This is a genomic window from Deltaproteobacteria bacterium (assembly GCA_016178705.1).
Classification (GTDB): Bacteria; Desulfobacterota; Binatia; order HRBIN30; family JACQVA1; genus JACOST01.
The window spans coordinates 35,713-56,240 of the sequence record JACOST010000027.1 but is presented as its reverse complement, the minus strand read 5'-3'; the positions used below and the strand labels follow the sequence as shown (position 1 = coordinate 56,240).

The window sequence follows — 20,528 nt, the reverse complement described above, 5'->3', positions numbered from 1 at the left end:
ACGCCGGGAGATGAATCTCCCGGCTGAGATAATCAAGCCCGGTAAACCGGGCTCGCTGTTCTGGTAACGCGCGGACACTCAGCTCGCGGCGCGTACCGCCGTCACACCGTCCAGTCCTTCTTCCCCAGCCGCGCGGGCGCGGTCGAGCTTGCTCGACTCATCGTGCGGCAAGTGTCTCGTCGCGAGCCAGCCGAACAGTAGCGCCAGCGCGTTCGCGCCCAAGCCACACAACATCGCGCCGCGCAAACTGCCGAGCCCGACGCTGAGGCGGCCAACCATGTAAGGGCCGAGTGCTAGTCCGACGAAAGTTACCATCAGGAGATACGCCGCGGCCGCGGTCGCCCGCATGCGCGGCAACACCAGATCCTGAATCGTCGAGACCGCTGCGCCCGACCACAACGCACCAAACAGCGACTGCGGGAAGTAGAAGACGGTCGCCAGCATTGTGCTCTGCGTCGTGAGCACCACTATCGCAAACGGAACCGGCAGCAACGCCGTCATGATCGTCACGTACAAGCGTCCGTTCAGCGTGCGTTGGCGCCAGCGGTCGGCCAGCACGCCGCCGAGATTCACGCCGATCAATCCCGCCAGCGCGTGGGTGCCGCCGATCATCAACCCGGCTTGCGACTCGGTCATGCCGTGGACCCGGATGAAGAACGGTGCGGTCCAGAAGTTGAGGCCGTAGCCGGCGGCGGCGAGGAACGAAAAGCACGCCGCGGCGTAGCGCAGAGACGGCGTGCCGAACATCAACTCGAAGCAGACGGGGTCGCGTCGCACCAACGCTTGCGCCCACGAGATCGCCGCATACAGACCGATGCCGAGGGCGACCCATTGCACCGGGTTGCCGAGCCAGTTCGTCAGCAGCGTGGCCAACCCCGCGACACCGAGTGCCGCAGCCAGGTTGAGCGCAAGCGCGCGAGTGCCGGCACGAACCAGCAGCAGATGCAGCACCGTAAACGGCGGCACGACGGCCCGCAGCTCACGGCCGAACTGCTGCAATGGATTCGCTTCAAGCGGGGAGAAGATTCCGTCGGCTTGCCCACGTGGGGGTTCGCGCAGCGTCCGCGCCCACAGCGACAGCAGGACGCCCGGAATGCCGACAACGAAGAACGCGACTTGCCAGCCACGCAAACCAAACGGCGGCATCGCGCCGGCCCACGCCGCGTCCCAGCGCTCGACGATCAAGCCGCCAATGCCGAGACCGAGTCCCGAGCCGATGAAGATGGCACTCTGATGCACCGCCATCACCGTCGCGCGTCGTTTCACCGTAAAATAATCCGCCAGCAACGAGGACGCTGCCGGCGACATGCTGGCCTCGCCGACGCCGACGCCGATACGCGCGAGTCCGAGCTGCGTGAAGGTGCGCGCCAGCCCCGACAGTGCCGTCATCACACTCCAGAACCCGAGCCCAATCGCGATTAACCGCCGGCGATCCCATACGTCGGCCAGGCGTCCGAGCGGAATGCCGAAGATCGAGTAGAAAACGGCGAAGGCAGTACCGTAGAGAAATCCGATCTGCGCGTCGGTGAGGTCGAGGTCCTTCTTGATGCGCTCGGCGAGGATGGACAAGATCTGTCGATCGATGAAGTTGAAAACGTAGACCACAACCAACACCGCGAGCACGTAGCGGCCGTAGCGGCTGTCGACGGTGCTGGCGGCGGTGTTGGATGCGGATGCGCGCGATTCGGAGCGGACGACCATGCGTACTCGTAAAACGGGACGCGTGAAACGTAAAGAGCCCGCGACTTCAACCCCAATGAGACAGAAGGGAGTTCACCGCAGAGACGGGGAGTCGCAGAGACGGCCGCTCAAGCGAAGATGATGAACCAAATCCAAAGATGATTGCCGATGAACTCTGCTTCTGAGCGCCCAAAGAGCTGTCTCTTGGACCTCTCTGCGGCTCTGCGTCTCTGCGGTGAGAATTTTCTGTCGCGTCAGGGTTGATCCTTCCCCCAGCCGATCGAACGCGCCGAACGGCACAAACCTCTCTGGCCAACCAAACTCGCCGCCATGGCGCACCAACTGAGCGATACCGGTGATGGCGGCGAGGGCGATCGGCCCGTAGACATGCGGGAAGAGATCTCCGGCCTGCAGGTGACTGGTGCCGCCGCCTTCGATGGGCGCGGGTGCTTCGAAGATGAGCTTCGCGGTGAGGCAAACGGGATCGATGCGAAGAACCAGCAACTGCCCCTCGATGTTTGCGAAGTAGTCCCGCGCGACCGCGAGCACACTTGCCGAGGTTGCCGCGCAATGCACGAAGCCGTCCGCCCCGAAGCGTGCCGGCGTGTATGTATCGCCTGCGACTCCGGCACGCAGCTCGGCGGCGGGCACGATGTGGTAGATGGCATGAGCCAAGAGCACCGAAGATGTACTACCACGAAGACATGAAGACCACGAAAGTCGGAGACGAAGAGAGGCCGTGAGTGTGACAACTCCCCGCGCAGAGAACACGGAAGAGGTAGCGCGGGCGGCCCGCCCGCGTTCGCGTAGCGACGGAACGCAGGAAGGCGGGCGAGCCGCCCGCCCTACCAGGACGATGAAGACGCGTTGACGTGCAGGGTGCGCTTCCGACCTTCGAACAGACAAGCTAGCCCGCGGGGCACTCGCCGAGCGCAATGTTCACTGCGATGATGAGCTCCTCGACCGTCACGCTGCTGCTCATGTCGGTGTCGAACGACGGGCATTGGTCCAACGTGTCGACGTCGAGCGCGATGTTGACGCCGATGATCAGCTCCTCGACGGTGACGGCATTGCTGCCATCACAATCGCCCGTGCACATCGGCTCGATCAGCGTCACCACCGCGCCGGCTTGATGCTCGGCGGCGGTGGTATTGTTGACGCCGCGTTGCAGATTGAGGAGTTCGCCCGGTTCTTCGATGTCGGCCGCGCCCGCCGCTTGCGATGCTTGCTTGCCGTTGTAGGTCAACAGCTCGCCGTCGATCCGGATCGTGCCGCGATCGGGGAAGATGCGGATGTTGGTAACGTGAAGGATGTTCTCCAGCGCCGTGATGATCTGCGTGAGCAAGGTGGTGCGCGGTGTACGCGTGGGAGTCGGCGTGCGAGTCGGCGTCGGCGTGTGAGGCTGAGTTCCGGTGCGGCTCGGAGTCGGCGTGACGGTTCCGGTCGGCGTGCGACTCGGCGTCAGTGATGCGGTGCCGCTGCGAGTCGGCGACGCGGTCACCGTCGGAGTTGGCGGCAGCGTAGTGGTTGCGCTCACTGTTGGTGAGACGGTGCGCGAGGGCGTCACGGTTGTGGTGGCGGTGCTCGTCGCGGTGGTCGTCCGGCTCGGCGTCGCAGAATTGGTCACGGTGGCGGTGTTCGTTGCCGTCAGTGAGCTGGTCGCGGTTGTTGATTGCGTGGGTGTCGCGGTTGCTGTCGTCGGCACCGTCGGCGATGGCGTGGGCGGTGGCACCGTCGCCGTCAGCGTCACGGTAGAAGACGGCGTCGGTAATCCCGTGGGGGTGATCGTTGGGATCGCGGTCGGCAGCGGCGGCGCAGCATTGTAGATCGCCTGGACCTCAGCGGCGGCTAGCGCCCGGTTGAATATCTCGACCTCGTCGATGTCGCCGTTGAACGGCCCCGCGCCGTTCTCGCGCGATCCGATCGTAAAGGGGACAGTGTTCAGAATTGAATTACTGCCAAGCGTGTCGGATTGCACAACGGCACTCTCTGCGGCGCCGTCGACATACAGTTTCACGCCTGCGGCGGATGAGCTGCCATCGTAGGTCATCGCCACGTGATGCCACTGGCCGTCATTGAGGTGCGTAGTGCCACGAACGGCAATGTAGTGGTCGGGCGGGCACACACCGGACACCGCGCCGTCGAGGAAGGCAGAGATCTGGCCCGCTCCGGCAGCCGTCGGGTTCATCGCGTCGCAGGCTGGCGCTTCTCCATTGGTAATGACGATACCGTACCCTTTGTACGATCCGCCGTTGAATTGTTTGCTCGCGATGAAGATGTTGTGCGCGGTCTCGGACGTGCGAATCCAAGCATCGATACTAAACGGAGCCGTGCGCTCGAAACTCAAGTTGGACGCGTTGGTGGTTTGGACAAACTGACTTGCGCCATTGAAGTGAAACGCCTGATTGACTCTGCCGCCAGCAAAGGTCGCCCCGTTTTGCAGCGTGCCGTTGTTGCCGTCGGCCGAGTCGCTGGCGTTGCCGTCCGCCTTCCAACAGCTCACCAGTCCGCTTGCTGGCCCGCCGCATGGGCCCGATGCGGGCGGCGAGGTACTCGCAATCGCCAGATATGTGGGGGCGCTCAACCCGGTCGCACCGCCGACGATGTTGCGCAGCGGGGCGACATTGCCGTCGGCCGTACGATCGAAGGTGAGGACAGACTGCCCGGTGAAACCCGACAGTACGATTTCATTGGTCACCGGGTCCACCGCCACACCCCCGGCATTGGCAATGTGCGTCGTGACGCCCGCAATCTTGCGAAGCGGGGCGATGTTGCCGGTGGCGGTGCGGTCGAAGACGAGGATGGCCCCGCCACCGCCGCTGTCGCCCACCAGGATTTCGTTGTGTACGTCGTCCAGCGCGACGCCGATGGGCGCGTTCAACATCGTTGCAGCGCCGCTGATGGTGCGCAGCGGGGCAACGTTGCCATCCGCCGTACGGCTGAAAACTAGAACGGAAGGCGTCGAGCCAAGGGTCGGGTTGGCGACCACAATCTCGTTGTGCACGGTGTCCACGGCGACGCCGTGGGTGTAGTTCAACCCCGTGGTCGCACCGGCGATGGTCCGCATCGGAGCGACGTTGCCGTTGGCGGTGCGGCTGAAAACCGTGACCTTCGCGTTCGTCGACGTGCCTGGAGAAGACCGATCGACCACCACCAGCTCGTTGTTGACAAGATCGACGGCAACCCCCTGCGGGGAATCGAACAACGTTGAACCCCCGCCGATGGTGCGCAGTGGAGCGGTGTTACCGCTGGCCATGCGGTCATACACCGTGAGGGTGTTGGCGTTGAAGTTCGCAACGAACATCTCAGCGTGCGTCGTGTCGAGCGCGATGCCGTGAGGCTGGTTCAATCCAGTCGCACCGCCAATGAGCGTGCGGAGCGGGGCAACGTTGCCGTCGGCCGTGCCGCTGTAGACCGTCACCGAACTGTTGTCCCGATTGTTGACGTAGATCTCCTTTGTGGAAGGCACAGTGGGCGTCGGCGTGAGCGTCGCCGTGGGCGTGGGGGTCGGTGTGACGCCCGGCGTGCCTGTGAGCGTCGCCGTGGTCGTCGCCGTGACCGTCGGTGGACTCGCTCCTGACTCGAACGCACCGATGTCGCAGTGCATGCCTTGCGGACGGCTGACTCCGCGCTGATCGATGCCATTCACCGGCGCGGCCGCACACGTGGCGTCGTCGCCCGCATCGATCGCGTTGCTCCCCGCCAGCAGTGCGTGCGTCAAGGTAAACCCGCCATTGTCCTGCAATGGGCCGAGGTTCGCGTTTGCGGTGCTGACCGAGCCGTTGGCCGATCCAAAGCCGCAGCTCGTTCCAGTATCGAGGTTGTTGCCAAGGTTAGTGACTGTGCCATCGCAGTTGAGCCCGTCGACGCTGTCGGCGACGATCGTGTTGCGCAGAGAAATGGGGGCCGATGAGAGTGGGTTGAGGATGTTGCCGCCGGTGTTCGCGGTGAAGGTGACATTGGTCAGCGTCGCCGTTGAGAGGAATCCTTCCACGTCGAGTCCGCCGCCGCGGATATTACCGCTGATCGTCGTGTTGATCATCTGCAGTTGGGTTGCCAGGAGCGCTCCACCAAAACTGCCAATACCGGCGCCGTTGCCGTTGAACACACTGCGATCGACGCTCAGCACGCCGGTGTAGGAGATGGCGCCACCCCCTCCACCTATCTCTGTGCCGACCCCGCTGGCGCCGTTTCCGGCGCGGTTGTCGGTGAAGGAACTGAGGACAATCGCCATGCCCTCGCCGAAGAGGCCGAAGGAAGGAGACGTGCCAGTGATGGCGCCGCCGCTACCTCCTCGCACGCCATTGCCAGCGGCGTTCGATGTAAACGAGCTGCTGACCACCGATGTTACGCCCTGCGTGTAGATTGCACCGCCGTGGCCTCCGAAAAATCCCGCCCCACCCGGCAGTGCATCACCGGCGCGATTGTTCGCGAGCGTTGTGGAAACCAGGGAGAGAGTGCCGAAGTTGCTGATGGCACCACCTAGGCCGCCGTTCCCGCCAGTGCCGGCGTCGTCCGCAGCCCTGCCGTTGGTGAGGCTGAGGTTGTTCAGGTTGAGTGTGTTGTTGCTTATGACGGTAAAGAAGCGGAACTGTGGCGCTCCGGCAAGGCGTGTGATGGTGGCGCCGTTGCCGTTGATCGTCAACGACACTGCGTTCGGCAAACCTTTGATGACGGGCAGGCCGCTCGGGCCTTCGAAACTACCGGCGCCGGTATTGACGGTGGTGAGCGTGTAGGTGCAGCCGGCAGCCAGATCGAGCGTTTGTGCTGCTACGCCTTCAACTGTCGGAACGCCAGTGGTGTTCACTGCAGCTTGCACCGCATTGACCAGGTCGGTCGCCGAGCACGGAACGCTCACCGCGCTGACGCGCGCTGACAAGCCGGCCAAGAGCGAGATCGAGCAGACAATCCCCCACAGCAACGAGCGAGTTTTGGATTCCACTTCGGTCCCCCTTTGCACCTCGGGCGCCGATGCGCAGACTTGGCTGTCCTACGCTACTCCGTGTTTACCCGTCAAGAAGAGAGATGGACCGTGAAGAAAGACGGAGCGGCCGCGCGAACCAACGACGGCCTGGGAGGTCCGAAATCTCGCAAGTCGTGCGCTGTGCGCAGAGCACTGAGGGCGATGCATGCATCGCCCCTACGCCGGAGAGGAGCGCCTATTCCCGGACGGCGCGTGCATCGTGGAAGTCGAGACACGCCACGCGCTTTCACTCGGCGCGCAGACCGAGTAGGACTCGCCGTCGACATAGAGGACCGACCATGTACCGTCGTACTCCGTTCATCTGGACCAGCAAACAGGTTATCGACCCGCTCGCGCTGTGGCGCGTGTTCTTCGGTGGACCGATGCGCCGCGACGACGGAACCAATCGCTGGTTTCTGTTTCGGCGCGTGTTCGAGTTGCCCGCACGAGCAGACGATGCGCGGCTGACGATCACGGTCGATGGACGCTATCAGATCTTCATCAACGGCACGCGGGTCGGTCGCGGTCCCGTTCGATGCGATCCGATGCATCAGCGCACCGACACCTACGACATCGCGGCGCATCTGCACACGGGCACCAATGTCATCGCGGTGCTGGTGCGGGTCTACGGCGTCGACACTTCGTGGTACCAACGCGTCGAAGGACATTGGCAACCGGTGTTCGGCGACGGCGGGCTCTACTGCGACGCGCAGGTGCGCTGCGGCGAATCCATCATCGATCTGTTGTCCGACGAACACTGGTGGTGTTGTGAGTGCACCGCCTGGCAGCGTGACACTCCACGCTCCGCATGGGGACTCGGCTTTATCGAGGTTCACGACGCGAATCAGATGCCGACCGGATGGGCCGACGCCGACTTCGACGACTCGCAGTGGGACCGCGTTCACATCCTCACTGCCGGTGGCGGGTCGCCCGATTCAATGATGGGCGGCATGAAGATCGAGCCCTTCCCTACCCTGCTGCCGCGCGAGATTCCCTTTCTCATCGACTCGCCGCTCGCGCCGCAACGTATTCTGCGCTGGTACGGCGCGCGCCCCGCTCTCGACCGACCTGTCGAGCGCCAGCTCTACGATGACGATCTCATCGATCTGCCGCCGCATCTCGTCGAGCAACCCGACGCGTTGCTCACCGCGAACGATGAGGCCACGACAGTCCGCACGACGCCGGAACTGGACGTGTCATTGATGCTCGATTTCGGCCGCATTCATTCGGGTCATCCGTTCATCGAGATCGATGCACACGGCGGCGAGATCATCGACCTCGCGGTCGCCGAGGGCATTCCGGAAGAATGGAGTGCGACGCCGCCCAAGCGTCCGCGCCTCGATGTCGACCGCGGCCACGGGATGCACCTGTTCCGCTACATCGCGCGACCGGGCCGGCAGCACTTCGAGCGCTTCGAGTGGACTGCGGTACGCTACATGCAAATCACTGTGCGCAACGCACCCGCCGGGCTGCGCATCGCCCACGTTGGTTCAACCTTCACTCGCTATCCCGCGGAGCACCGCGGCTCGTTCGAATGTTCCGACGCGATGCTGACGCGCCTGTGGGACATCGGCCGCTACACACTGCAACTCTGTATGCACGACGGTTGGGAAGACTGCCCGAGCCGCGAGCAACGGCAGTGGCTCGGCGACGCGACGGTCGAGTTTCTCGTCAGCCAAGCGGCGTTCGGCCCGAGCGCCAACGCGCTCAATCGTCAGTTCCTCCTGCACGCCGCCGAGAGTCAGCGTCCCGACGGCCTGACGCAGATGTTCGCGCCCGGCGATCATCACACCAACGCGGTGCTGATTCCCGATTGGACGCTGCAATGGATTCTCAACGCCGAGCATCACTGGCTCTTCACCGGCGATCTCGACACCATCGAGCAGATCTTCCCGGCGATTCAGCGTGCACTCGCGTGGTTCACGCGCCAGATCGGCCCGCACGATCTCGTTGCCGAGTCGCCGTACTGGCACTTCATGGATTGGGCGGCGCTCGGCCGGCATGGCGAAGCGGCCGCGCTCAACGCGCAATTGACCGGCGCGCTACGCGCCGCGGCGCAACTCGCGCGCGCACTCGAATCGCCGCGCGCGGCGCGCAACTACGATGCGCTGGCCGCGCGCGTCGGCGCGGCACTCAACGCCCGTCACTGGGACACCGCGCGCGGTGTCTACGTCGACAGCGTCGATCCCGCCACCGGAGCTCAGGACCGCCGCGTGTCGCAGCACGCCAACGGCGCGGCGATTCTGTGGGGCGTCGCACCCCCTGAGCGGTGGCCGTCGATGGTCGACTACATCACCGATCCCGCGCGGCTGAAGTTCACCGCCGCGCCGCCGATCGCGCCGACGGGCGAACCGTTCGATCCCGAGACCGACGTGGTGCTCGCCAACACGTTCTACAGCCACTTCGTCTACCGCGCGCTCTGCCGCGCCGGCCGCTTCGATCGCGCCCTCGTACTGATGCGCACGCGTTACGGCGACATGCTCGCGCGCGGCGCGACCACCTTGTGGGAGAGCTTCGATCCCACCGCGAGCCTGTGCCACGGTTTCTCCGCCACACCCGTCTATCAACTCTCAACTGAAGTGCTCGGCGTGTCGCCGATCGAGCCGGGCTTCGCCCGCTTTCGCGTCGCGCCCCAGTTCGCCGACCTCGCGCAGGCGCGCGGGGTCTTTCCGACCATCCGCGGCGACATCCGCGTCGGCTGGCAGCGTTACGGTGCCGGCATCGACCTCGACGTTGCCGTTCCCGCCGGTTCGTGTGCTGAGGTCGTCGCCCCGAGCGGCTATCGCGCGGCAGGTGAGGCGTTCGTACTCCAACCGGGAACGCATCGCGTGCGATTCGAGACAGACTAGCCGACGACCACGTGCAGGCCGGTGTGATGGAAGGCCCCGAGTCATCGCGTGAACCGTTACCTCGCCGCTGGCCTGCCTGGCTGCTGCACGACACGTACGCCCTACCCATCGACATCTTTCGCGTGCTTGTCGGCGTTGTCGCACTGGCGTACTTCTCCAGTCTGCTGATCGAAGTACCCGACTTTAGCAGCCCCGATGGTTTGCTCGATCACGGCGTGCTTCAGCACATTTTCTGGTTCACACGCCTCAGCTTGTTTCACTCCGAACTTGGGGACGCGTTCTTCTACGCAGTCTTCACCCTCGCGTGCGGCTTCAGTATCGGCATCATCGTCGGCCATCACCCGAAGCGATGCGCGGCGGTTCTCTATCTCATCGCCGTCTCGACCTACCGCTGGAACTTCATCGTCATGTACGTCGACGACGCCATCATGCACCTGATGTTGTTCTGGTTGTTGCTGCTGCCGATCGGACGAACGCTGGTGTTGGCGCAGTGGTGGCGCGACGGCCGGGCGTCTTGGCGCGCGTGGCTACGGATCACAGTTCCCGGTACGGCGCTGTGGTGCCTGCTCGGCAATCTCTGTCTGCTCTACCTCGTCTCCGGTTTGTGGAAGCTGGAGAGTCCGATGTGGCAGCAGGGTTTCGCCCTCTACGCGACGGTTCGGCTGCCAATCGCGTACGCGCCGGATTTCTGGGGACCGCAGCATCTGCCGCTGCTGCAGGTTGCCACTTACGCCGCACTGGCGATCGAACCCCTGCTGCCGTTGCTGTTGCTCTTGCGCGCGGGACACCCGCTCAAGTGGGTCGGACTGGTGTGTCTGGTTGCGTTTCACGGGGGCATCATCGCGACACTGCGCATCCCGTTCGCCAACCTCGCTTGTCTCGCTGCCGCCGTGCTGTTCTTCCGCGAGGAGATCATGCACGCGCTCACGCGACGCGCCGGCGTTGCGGTCGAGCGTGGCGGAACGCGCGCACTCGACCGCTCGGGCAAACTCGCGCTAGCGTTTCTGGCGCTGCTGGCGGTCGCGATGACACGGCGACTGCCCGTGGTCAGTCTTCTCTCTCATCCCGCCTATGCAGTGCTGTGGTCGATCGGCATTGCGCAGGACTACCAATTGTTCAACTGGATCGACAAGAAGAACTGGCGCGGGGAGACTCGCGCCTGGTCCGTGACGACCACCCCGAGCGGATCGCGTCTCCCCGCCGATTCACTCTTTCCGCGCTCGCTGCGCGGCGTATTGCTGCAAGCCTATTTGCACGACGTGCGGTGGATGAAAGTACCCGAGGAGCATCGTCCATTGTTGAAGCAGAGCATCTTGGCTCACGCGGCCGGGCGCTATTGCCGCGCACGGCCCGCCGATGACAGCATCGTGGTCGGCGCGGTCACCCAGCGCATCGAGCCCACTGATGTTGCACTGAAGCAGCGCCGCCACATCTTCCTGATGGAATTCCAATGCCGGACGCGCCAGGCGGTTCTGTGCCGCACCTTCGTCCATCCCGACCGCGATCCGCAATGCCTCTGGCCAGCCTCGGTGAACGACAGCCTGGCAGAGCAACCCGACTAAGCCAAGATCACTTCGCCATGATCGCCATCGATTGACGTATCGCGGGCTCCGATCAGCCGGGCGCACAGCGGGCGAACAGATCCGCGGCGTGCGATGAACGGAGAAGCTGATCCACGACATCGCGCGGCTGCGGTGCGAGTCGGTAACTCGTGTCGTCAAAGGCAGATCCACCAGCGAGCCAACAGCCTCTCAGCCAGTCCCAGTACTGCTGCAAGCCTCCCAGATTGGCGCAGCAGGCCGGAACCGAGCTGCCCACCCGTAGCAACCCACCACCAACCTCCACGTCGGCTGGCTTGATCGAACCAAAGGCAGTGGCGGCTTGCTCGGCTGTCACAAACCCCTCAAGCGTGACGCTCCCGTAGTGGCCGATGAAATTGTCGCAGTAGAGTGCCGCTCCCTTTGAGAGGGGCTCGATCCTCATCTGACAACCGCAGCGGGCGCATATGCCTGGCCCGATCTCCTCAAGCACCTCCTGTGCAAAAAGTGCGACGTCGATCGGCTGCGGGATGGGCGACGGCGTCGCCGTCGCGGTGATGGACGAGAGCATGCGCGTTGGAGTACGCGCGACACCAGCTTCATCACTGCCTCCGCAACCGGGTAGCGACGCAACGACCAGGATCGCCCCCATGAAAGATAGCGCTCGCGCGTTGGAGCCTACCTTCAAAGCACTTGCGGCGTGTCGCATCGTCGTCAACATGGCTCCTACGCTCTTTCGGTCTGCACATGCAACTCCAAAGACCTACGTCGCGTGGCAGCGTCAGGACGAGTCAATCGAGTTCGAGTTGCACGTCCCTGACAATAGGCTCGCCCCGACGTACTGGCGCCAAGCGGCTGCCGCCTCGCCGACCGCACGAGAATCTACTGCCCAGGCCCGCACCGCATCGCATTTGCGCACGTGTCGCGGAGCTGACAAGAGCACCTCGTCTTGCCGGATCACGCGTCTTCGTGGCTCGAAATTAGCGGCTCCTGACTCGGAGCCTCCACCCTAACCCTCCTCCGCGGCGGGTGATGCCGCAGAGGAGGGACCCCATGATCGTGGCCTTCGGCGTCATCCCAATTACCGTTGCGTGATTGCAGACGCGCCTCCTTCTTGGCTCTCCTCCGCCCAGATCATGTCCCAAAGGAGGGGGCCCTCGCGCCAGCGACCGGCTCGGTCTGGCTAGACCCGCCGGTGAACATTTGTTAACCGTGCCCGACGCATTCAACGGGAGGGTCTCATCAATGGCGGAATTTGGTTTCTGGAATTTGGCGCAGCAGGACCCGGCGCATCTCGCGCTGGTCGAACCCGACGGGCGGCGGGTGAACGCCGGCGAGCTGCTCGCTACCGCGAATCAGCTCGTGCACGCGCTGCGCGCGCTCGGTCTACAACGCGGCGATGTCGTTGCGACGGCGCTGCCCAACGGCGCGCCGATGATCGAGCTGTATCTCGCCGCGGGGCAAGCCGGGTGGTACCTCGTCCCGATCAATCATCACCTCACCGCAGCCGAGATCGCCTACATCTTGGAGAATTCCGAAGCCAAGGCGTTCATCGGCGCCGAGCGATTCGGCGCGGCGTGTCGCGGCGCGGTTGACGAGATCGACTTTCCGGCGACGCATCGCTTCGCTCTCGGGAAGGTCGACGGGTTCCGCTCGTACGAAGAACTCAAAGCGGGCCAACCCACGACGCTACCGACCGATCGCTGCGCCGGCCAGGTAATGAACTACACGTCGGGCACGACCGGGCGGCCGAAGGGCGTGCGTCGCGCTCTGGCCCCGTACGATCCTGACATCGTCGCCTCGATGTTCGGCATGTTTCTGGGGATGTTCGGCATCCAAGGTGGTGAGGCCAACGTTCATCTCGTCGGCTCGCCGCTCTACCACACGGCGGTGCTCATGTTCGCCGGCTCGTCGCTGCACTTCGGCCACACGGTGGTGCTGATGGATCGGTGGACGCCGGAGAGCTGCCTCGACGCGATCCAGCAATCTCGCGTCACCACCAGCCACATGGTGCCGACGCAGTTTCATCGCCTACTCGCGCTGCCTGACAGCGTGAAAGCGCGCTACGACGTGTCGTCGCTGCGCCACATGATCCACGCCGCCGCTCCGTGTCCGGTCGACGTGAAGCGCCGCATGCTGCAGTGGTGGGGCAATACGATTTTCGAGTACTACGCCGCCAGCGAAGGCGGCGGTACGTTGGTCACGCCGGAAGAATGGCTCCGCTATCCCGGCACGGTCGGCCGCGCGTGGCCCAGCTCGGAGATTCGCATTCTCGATGACGACGGCAATCCATGTCCCACCGGCACGCCCGGCACCGTGTACATGTCGCTCGCCGCGGCCGACTTCGAGTATCACAAGGACAAGGAGAAGACCGACAAGAATCGCCGCGACGGCTTCTTCACCGTCGGCGACATCGGCTACCTCAACGCAGACGGCTACCTCTTCCTCTGCGATCGCAAGATCGACATGATCATCTCTGGCGGCGTGAACATCTACCCGAGCGAAGTCGAGTCGGTGTTGCTCACGCATCCGAAGATCGCCGACGCGGCGGTGTTCGGCATTCCCAACGAAGACTGGGGCGAAGAGGTCAAGGCCGTGATAGAGCCGGCGCCGGGCGTGGACGCGTCACCGGCCCTCGCGCAGGAGGTTCTCGACTACTGCTTGCAGAAAACCGCGAAGTACAAGTGCCCCAAGACCATCGACTTCATCGCCACCATGCCGCGCGATCCCAACGGCAAACTCTACAAGCGCAAGCTGCGCGATCCGTACTGGCAAGGGCGCGAGCGAGCCATCTGAGCACCGCCTTCATCGCGAGATGCCTTGATAACAAACGCGTGCGCTACGGCCGTCACCTTCTGCGTAGGGGCGACGCACGCGTCGCCCTCCGACCACTGCCGAAGGAGCGTCTGTGATTGAACTGCCGCCAGACGCGCGGGCGCGCGGGCGCCGGCTGGCGATCGCGAGTCATCCGGCGGGGATGACGCACCGACTCGTCTACACCGATCAGCTTCCCACGCTCACGCTCGTTGCGCTCGGCGCCAGCGAAGCGATCGTCGGCTTGCAAAACGCGTTCGAGCCGTTCTTGCAATTGTTGCAGTTGCCGACGCTGCGATTGGTGGGACGCTTCTCGAAGCGGTCGATCCTCATCGCCGGACAGATCATCGCCGTGCTCGCCGGCTTGCCATTGCTCGCGTTCGGACTGCTCACGACCCTGCCGGCGCCGTGGGGCCTGACGCTCACGCTGGCGAGCCTGCTGGTCACCGCTGCCGGCATCACCGTTTCCGACACCGCGTGGTTTCCGTTGCTGCGCGCCTACATCGAGCCGGAACGCACGGGGCACTTCTTCGGCATTCTACGCTCGGTCTGGCACTTCACGCTCATTGCTTACTTCATCGGCGCGCAACACTGGCTGACGCTGCATCCCGGCTCGTTCGGGGCACTGTTCGCGGTCGCGACCGCCTGCGGCGTGCTGCGCATCGTGCTCATTGCCCCACTGCCGGAGCCGCCGACGGAACAGCGCGAGTACACTCGCATCCGCGAGGCGCTCGCCTTGCTGCGGCACGAGGCGCCCCTGCGCCGTTACCTGCTCGGCGTCGGACTGTGTGGCGGCGCGCGACGAGCCGTGCTCCCGTTCGTTATCGTGCTCATGCGTCGCACCCTCGGCTTCAGCGACGCGGATGTCTTGATCACCACACTCGCGTTCTTCGCCGGTGGCTTCATCTCGCTCTACCTATGGGGTCGCGCGGTTGACCGGTTCGGTCCGCTGCCAATATTCACGCTGAACGCCGTTGGACTCGCCTCGCTATATCTGTCGTTGCTCGCCCTCACGTTCGCCACTCACGCGGTCGCGCTGATGGCGGTGTTCTTCTTCTCGCTCAACATACTCGTGGCGGGTTTCGGGGTCGCGGACACGCATGTGCTCTTCGGACTCACGCCGATACACGCGCCCACACGCTACCTGGTGGTCGCCGACGTCGCGACCAGCCTCGTCTATGGCATCGCGCCGTTCGTCGCGGGGCTCGGACTCGATGCCGCCGTCACCGCCGGCGTCCCATCCCTGCTCGCCTATCGCACGCTGTTCTTCATCGCGGCGCTCATGACGCTGCTCTCGTTAGTGCCGTTACGCCGCGTGCACGCATCGCACGCACCTACGTGATCCGCCCGAGCAGCCGCAGCAGTCCGTCCAGAATCGTGAGCGGGTGCGGCGGACAGCCCGGCACGTAGAGATCAACCGGCACCACGCTGTCGGCGCCATTGTGCACCTCAACGTGATCGCGATAGGGGCCTCCGGAGATGGCGCAGGCGCCGACCGCAATCACGAGCTTCGGTGACGGGACGGCATCGTAGGTCTTGTGCAGCGCCAGTTGCATGTTCTCCGTGACCGGCCCCGTGATCAGCAACCCATCCGCGTGGCGCGGCGAGGCAACGAACTGGATGCCGAAGCGGCCGAGATCGAAGACCACGGTGTTGAGCACGTTGACATCAGACTCGCAGCCGTTGCAGCCGCCGGCGCTGACCTGGCGCAGCTTGAGCGAGCGACCGAACAGCCGCCGGCTCTCGGCGCCGAGCGCTTGCGCGCGCTTCAGCGTCTCACCCGTGAGCACCAGATCGTCGCGCGTCCGTTGCGCGAGTCGATACTCTGCCGTGTACTGCATCGCACCGTCGGGGCACGCGTCACGGCACTCCGTGCAGAACAGGCAACGGCCGAGATCGATTCGCACGCCGTGCTCGTCTGCCGCGATTGCATCCGTCGGGCACACTTCGGCACAGGCACGGCAGCCATCGCGGCACTTCGCCTGATCGACCACGGGCAGGCCGCGAAACCGGTCTGGCAGTGAAGGTTCACCATGCGGGAACGAAATGGTGCGATGGCCTTGTTGCAGGCGCGCGAGCAGAGCTCTCAACACGGTTGTTCCTTACAGATCATGCCCACAGTACGAGAGATTGAAACTCTTGTTGCACAGCGGAAAGTCCGAGATCTGCTGGCCGCGCAACGCGATCGCCAAGCCCATCCAGTTGTGGAACGACGGATCGACCACCTTGTAGTGTGCGAAGCGGCCACTCACATTGGTCACCGCGACGTGACAGATCTCACCGCGCCAACCTTCGACGAGCGAAACCACGAGTCGGTTCGCAGCGAGTGGCCCCACCTCTACACGCGTCGGCGCGCCGTGCAGCATGGCAAGTTGCTCACGGATGAACGCCACTGACCGCTGAATCTCGAGCCACCGCACGTAGGCGCGCGCGAACACGTCGCCGCTCTGCCACGTCGAAACGGGAATCTGCGCAAAGCGGAAGATGCCGGAGGGGAATTCCTGGCGCACGTCGCGCTCGACGCCGCACGCACGCGCCACCGGACCGACCAAACCCAGCGCCTCGCAATCCGCGCGCGAGACGAGGCCGGTCGCTTCGAAGCGCGCCGGAACCGATGGCGTCTCCCAAAGCAGACGGACCGCAGTCGTTACGTCCGTCAATGCCGCCTCCAAACGTTGCAACAGCTGAGCGACGCGATCGTCGTCGACATCGAACGCCACGCCGCCAGGGCGGATGAGTCCACGACCAAAACGATTGCCACAGATCAGCGCAGTCAGGTTCAGAAAGTCGCCCCGAATGCGCCCGCAATAGGCGGCCGTCGGTAGATAGCCGATGTCCCCGGCGAGCGCGCCCAGGTCGCCGGTGTGATTGGCGAGGCGTTCGAGTTCGAGCGCCACTCCGCGCAGCACCTGTGCCCGCGCAGGAACGCGACTGCCGGCCAGTGCCTCCACCGCCTCGCAGTAGGCCGTTGCATGGCCGACGGAGGTGTCGCCGGCGAGGGTCTCCATATAATGAATCGTCCGTTTGGTCGGCCCGTTTATCAGCGCATGCTCGACACCGCGGTGTTGATAGCCCAACGAAACTTTAAGATGGAGCACCTGCTCGCCGTGGCACTGGAATCGGAAATGTCCCGGCTCGATGATACCCGCATGCACCGGCCCGACGGCCACTTCATGCACCTCCTCGCCCCGTACCTGGAAGAAATCGGTGACGCTCGGTAGGATCCCGTTCGCGTTCGAGCCCACTCGGGCCGCTTGATCGTTCCGGTAGGACCGGTGAAAGCGAATCGGCTTCAGCCACGGGTGACCCTGCGGCTGCACGTTCCACTGCTCGGCGAGTTCGCGCTCAAACCAGTGCGCCTGGGGGCAATCCGGTGTCAGGGATGGATAGGGATCGCCGACTTCGGCGCTGCACAGCGACAGAGTTCCGCTACCGTGGTGAGCCAGGACGGCGACAAGTCCGACCCGTTCACCAACGGGACGGCCGAACAACGCTGCGATGCGACCACCATCTGCAACCCCATCAATCACCGAGTCTCTAAATTCTCCGATAGTTAGTTTGGGGATGTCCGACACGCCGATGGCCACACCGTTGCGAATCGAGAGGCTCAGTTCACGGCTAGACATGGGGATCATCCCAGTGCGCGAGCGGCTTCCAAGATCGCGTGACGCACAAGCGGGGGAATGTAGAGCCCCAGGACAAGGACCAGCAGCGCGAGAATCGCCGGCGACACGATAGCCAACGCCGGCTCGCGGGCCGGCAGCGGGTTTTGCTCGCGGCCGCCCGGCGCACCCTGCGCCATCCGCAGTACCGTGCTCGCCATGCCCACAAAGACAACCGCTAAGAGCGCCAGGTACGCAACAGCGACTGCGTTCCGGCCTTGATCGAAGGCACCCCTCAGGATCGTGAACTCACTGACGAAGAGACCGAAGGGCGGCGTGCCAGTGATCGCCAGAAAACCGATCACCCACAACACTCCGGATGCCGGCAACACGCGCAGCACACCGCGAACATCAGCCGTCGACTTCGATTGATAGGCGGCCAAGATGTTGCCCGCAACTAGAAACAGCATGGCTTTGGTCAGCGAGTGATTGACGGCGTGCAACAGCGCCCCGAACGTCGCGACTCCACCAAGCCCAACGCCCAACGCCAGCAGCCCCATGTGTTCGACACTCGAGTACGCGAGCATGCGCTTGTAGTCCGACTGGCCGACAATGAAGGCTGCGGCGACCGCCATGGAGAGCAGGCCGAAGCCGACGAGCAGGTCCTGACCGAAGGCGCCCTGCCCCGCCGCAACGCACACTTGTTGCACTCGCAAGATACCGAGGAACGCACAGTTCAGCAGCGCTCCGGACAGTAACGCCGAGACCACCGATGGCGCTTCGCTGTGGGCATCGGGAAGCCACGTGTGCATTGGCGCCAATCCCATCTTCGTGCCGTAACCCACGAGCAGGAGCAGGAACGCTGCCTTGAGCCACGCAACGTGCAGTTCACTCGCGCGTCCGATCAACTCGCTTAGCACCAACGGGATCGGTTGACCCCCGTGATCGGACGCCGCCACGGCGAGAAAAAAATTACCAAGCAAAGCCAGCGCGATGCCGACGGAGCAGATGAGCAAGTACTTCCACGTCGCTTCGAGGGAGCGGTGATGACGATGAAAATAGATCAGCGGCGCGCTCGCCAGCGTGGTCATCTCGATCGCCACCCACAGCAAACCAAACCGGTGGCTGACGGCCACCAGTGTCATCGCAGCGAGAAAGAGCAACAGACAACTCGTAAACGTGGCTTCAGGCGCATTGGCGAACAAGAGGCCTTCCTCGAAGTCTCGTCGGGCCTCCGAATTCTCGCGACCCAGGTAACCAACGCTGTACAGCGCCGCCGCTAGGAACAACCCGCTGGTGATGCTCAAGAACAAGCCTCCGAGCGCATCCAACTGCAACCAACCGCCCCAGATTGCCGCCGGCGGCGCCACCCAGGTCGCCGTGACGGTTGCCGCGTGGGCCACCGCCGTTGCCACCAACAACGTCCGACGCACCGTGTGATGGGTGATGAAATACGCCGCGACCGCGCCCAGCGTTGGAATCAGCAGCAGCGCCAAGAGCATCATGCCGTCCAGTCCTTGAGCGCTGTGAGTTGGTCCGTATCGATGTGATCGAATTCCCGGTTGATGTGAAAGATGGCGATGCCCATGACGAACACCACAACGAAGACATCGAGGAGAACACCGAGCTCGACGAGCATCGGCGTCCCCTGCACCACGCCGACACCGAATACATAGATGCCGTTCTCAAGCACCAGATACGCCAGTACCTGCGTGAGCGCCGTGCGCCGCGTCACGATCAGGAAGAGCCCCGCTAGCGTCGTAAACAGTGCCACCGGAACGAGCAAGCCGGAGATCGCGGGCATGGGGAGCGGCAGCCGCGCGCTCAACCAGAAGGAAACCGCCAGCATCAACGTACCGAGCAGCAGCGAGCCGATGTAGCCGACCACGGGGTCAACCTCCCGACGCACCGCGGCGTCACGCAGCACGCGCGACAACAGCCACGGGAACGTCACACCCTTCAAGCCGACGATCGCCGCCGCCAGCATCAGGATGCGTAGCGAGAGCTCGGTTGGACGCGCCGTCACTGTCAGCACACCGAGGACCACCCCTTGGAACGCAACGATGCGAATGCACCGCGTCAGTCGGCTCGAACCGAGCAGCAACAGACTCGTCAGCGTCAGGAGCACCAGCGCCGTGTCAACCCAACCGGTCATGCGATCATCTCAGCATGAGGACCAGCGCAAGCGTGGACAGCACACACGCTCCCACCAGCAATTGCGGCACGCGCGTCAGTCGCCAACGAGCCATCGAGGATTCGATGATTCCGGTCACGACCGCAAGACCGAGCAAGCCGGCAAACCCGACGATGCTGTCAGCCCATGCGTTGCCGCTGTGAATAGGCACCACCAAGCCGACCAGCAGCACTCCGAGTACCCACAGCTTCAACGCACTACCGTACACAATGAACGCCAGGTCGGGCCCGCTATGATCGAGCACCATCACCTCGTGGATCATCGTCAACTCTAAGTGAGTGGTGGGATCGTCTACCGGCATGCGCGCATTCTCGGTCAGAAACACCACCATCAACGCGCCCGCCACCAAAGCGAACACCGGAGCAGCATGCGTCCAAGTCGCACCGGTGACTCCCGCGTACATCGTCGTGAGAGAGAGACTCCCCGTCTGTCGGGCCACTGCGGCAAGCGCAAGGAGCAGCGCCGGCTCAGCTAGGGCAGAGAAAGTCACCTCACGGCTCGCGCCCATGCCCTCGAAGCTCGAACCGGTGTCGAGCGCGGCGATGACAGTAACGAATCGCAGCAAGCCCAACAGATAGGCGAACAAGATCAGATCACCCGCGAAGGAGACGGCCGCAGATGCTCCACCGAACGGGACAAGAGTAGTGGCGACAATCACTGCCGCGAGACCGACCACCGGCCCAGCTCGAAACACCCACGTCGTTGTGTGGCTGTACACCGCGCCCTTCCGCAACAACTTCGCCAAGTCGTAGTACGGTTGCAGCAAGACTTGTCCGTTGCGCCCGGCGACGATCGCCTTCGTGCGGTTGATGACGCTGAGCAACAGCGGCGCCAAGGCCAACGGCAGGAGCATGTGCAGGAACGAGTGGCTCAGCGCCGTGATCATCA

At 64.0% G+C, this 20,528-nt stretch carries 13 protein-coding genes; 4 read left to right on the top strand and 9 right to left on the bottom strand.

The annotated features are described in order from the left end of the window. Positions 1-78 precede the first annotated feature (78 nt). The 3 genes from HYR72_16915 to HYR72_16905 all read right to left on the bottom strand — a co-directional run bounded on the left by HYR72_16915 (position 79) and on the right by HYR72_16905 (position 6,622). A complete protein-coding gene (locus HYR72_16915; protein ID MBI1816661.1) occupies positions 79-1,701 on the bottom strand; it encodes an MFS transporter in 1,623 nt (540 codons plus the stop codon). A gap of 72 nt (positions 1,702-1,773) precedes the next feature. Beyond that, entirely contained in the window at positions 1,774-2,361 is a 588-nt protein-coding gene (locus tag HYR72_16910; GenBank protein MBI1816660.1) for a DUF952 domain-containing protein, read from the bottom strand. Between the two features lie 226 nt (positions 2,362-2,587). Next, entirely contained in the window at positions 2,588-6,622 is a 4,035-nt protein-coding gene (locus HYR72_16905; GenBank protein MBI1816659.1) for a hypothetical protein, read from the bottom strand. Between the two features lie 320 nt (positions 6,623-6,942). Here HYR72_16905 and HYR72_16900 point away from each other — a divergent pair, with 320 nt between their 5' ends. Together HYR72_16900 and HYR72_16895 are read left to right on the top strand one after the other, a co-directional pair. Continuing rightward, on the top strand, positions 6,943-9,492 hold the full coding sequence (locus HYR72_16900; protein MBI1816658.1) for an alpha-L-rhamnosidase N-terminal domain-containing protein: 2,550 nt from the start codon (positions 6,943-6,945) through the stop codon (positions 9,490-9,492). An 11-nt stretch (positions 9,493-9,503) separates the two neighbouring features. Beyond that, a complete protein-coding gene (locus HYR72_16895) occupies positions 9,504-11,054 on the top strand; it encodes a hypothetical protein (protein ID MBI1816657.1) in 1,551 nt (516 codons plus the stop codon). 52 nt (positions 11,055-11,106) lie between these two features. Here HYR72_16895 and HYR72_16890 read toward each other — a convergent pair whose 3' ends face one another. Further along, positions 11,107-11,475, bottom strand: a complete 369-nt coding sequence (locus tag HYR72_16890; GenBank protein MBI1816656.1) for a hypothetical protein — start codon at positions 11,473-11,475, stop codon at positions 11,107-11,109. An 800-nt stretch (positions 11,476-12,275) separates the two neighbouring features. Between HYR72_16890 and HYR72_16885 the strand changes: the two genes are divergently transcribed. Both HYR72_16885 and HYR72_16880 read left to right on the top strand, forming a co-directional pair. After that, the gene (locus tag HYR72_16885; GenBank protein ID MBI1816655.1) at positions 12,276-13,826 is read left to right on the top strand and encodes an acyl-CoA synthetase; all 1,551 of its coding nucleotides are present in this window, start codon (positions 12,276-12,278) and stop codon (positions 13,824-13,826) included. Between the two features lie 112 nt (positions 13,827-13,938). Beyond that, on the top strand, positions 13,939-15,186 hold the full coding sequence (locus tag HYR72_16880) for an MFS transporter (protein ID MBI1816654.1): 1,248 nt from the start codon (positions 13,939-13,941) through the stop codon (positions 15,184-15,186). On the opposite strand, the gene nuoB is transcribed toward HYR72_16880, so the two are convergent. Genes nuoB through HYR72_16855 form a run of 5 tightly spaced genes read right to left on the bottom strand, consistent with a single transcriptional unit; the run spans position 15,179 to position 20,526 of the window. Next, positions 15,179-15,937: an NADH-quinone oxidoreductase subunit NuoB gene (nuoB, locus tag HYR72_16875; GenBank protein MBI1816653.1), complete on the bottom strand. Its 759-nt coding sequence runs from the start codon at positions 15,935-15,937 to the stop codon at positions 15,179-15,181. The genes HYR72_16880 and nuoB overlap by 8 nt on opposite strands. A 9-nt stretch (positions 15,938-15,946) precedes the next feature. Then, complete coding sequence (locus tag HYR72_16870; protein ID MBI1816652.1) at positions 15,947-17,470, bottom strand: NADH-quinone oxidoreductase subunit C; 1,524 nt, start codon at positions 17,468-17,470, stop codon at positions 15,947-15,949. A gap of 5 nt (positions 17,471-17,475) precedes the next feature. Further along, positions 17,476-18,948 (bottom strand): NADH dehydrogenase FAD-containing subunit, encoded by a 1,473-nt coding sequence (locus HYR72_16865; protein MBI1816651.1) that lies wholly within the window; start codon positions 18,946-18,948, stop codon positions 17,476-17,478. Continuing rightward, complete coding sequence (locus tag HYR72_16860) at positions 18,948-19,601, bottom strand: hydrogenase (GenBank protein ID MBI1816650.1); 654 nt, start codon at positions 19,599-19,601, stop codon at positions 18,948-18,950. Before HYR72_16860 ends, HYR72_16865 begins: the two co-directional genes overlap by 1 nt. Before the next feature lie 4 nt (positions 19,602-19,605). After that, positions 19,606-20,526 carry an NADH-quinone oxidoreductase subunit H gene (locus HYR72_16855; protein ID MBI1816649.1) on the bottom strand — a complete coding sequence of 307 codons (921 nt, stop codon included), beginning with the start codon at positions 20,524-20,526 and terminating at the stop codon, positions 19,606-19,608. Positions 20,527-20,528: the final 2 nt, after the last annotated feature.